Origin of the sequence: Enterococcus sp. S183_ASV_20, from assembly GCF_018919685.1 — a bacterium.
GTDB lineage: Bacteria > Bacillota > Bacilli > Lactobacillales > Enterococcaceae > Enterococcus > Enterococcus faecalis.
The window spans coordinates 1-364 of sequence record NZ_JAHLRI010000189.1 but is presented as its reverse complement, the minus strand read 5'-3'; the positions used below and the strand labels follow the sequence as shown (position 1 = coordinate 364).

Sequence of the window (364 nt, the reverse complement as noted above, 5' to 3'; positions counted from 1 at the left end):
ATTCAATCAAAAAACTGCATAAAAATAGAGTGGAAAAATCCACTCTATAAAAAGTCTAACTTTTTGGGGTCACTACAAATCCCAATCGACTTTTGTTTGTCTTTCTTTTTCTACTATAATTTCGCTTCAATCGCTGCTTTTGTTGCCAAAAGGGCTTGATTAATCGTCGTTTTATTTTCCTCTGTCAAACGATATTTCGGCATGCTTACACTAAAAGCACCCGCAATTTCGCCATCTTTCATTAAAGATACTCCGCTACAGAAAATATCTTGTTCAATTTCTTCATCATCGTAAGCAACCCCCGTTTGTTGCACTTGTTTTAATTCTTTTTTCAAACGCAAGGGATTGGTAATCGTATTTTCGG

General features: G+C 35.4%; 1 protein-coding gene. It reads right to left on the bottom strand.

What is annotated here, in order from left to right:
• Positions 1-113: 113 nt before the first annotated feature.
• Positions 114-364, bottom strand: a 251-nt coding sequence (locus tag KQI94_RS16365) for an IclR family transcriptional regulator C-terminal domain-containing protein (RefSeq protein ID WP_275970765.1), incomplete at its 5' end; no start/stop codon positions are given.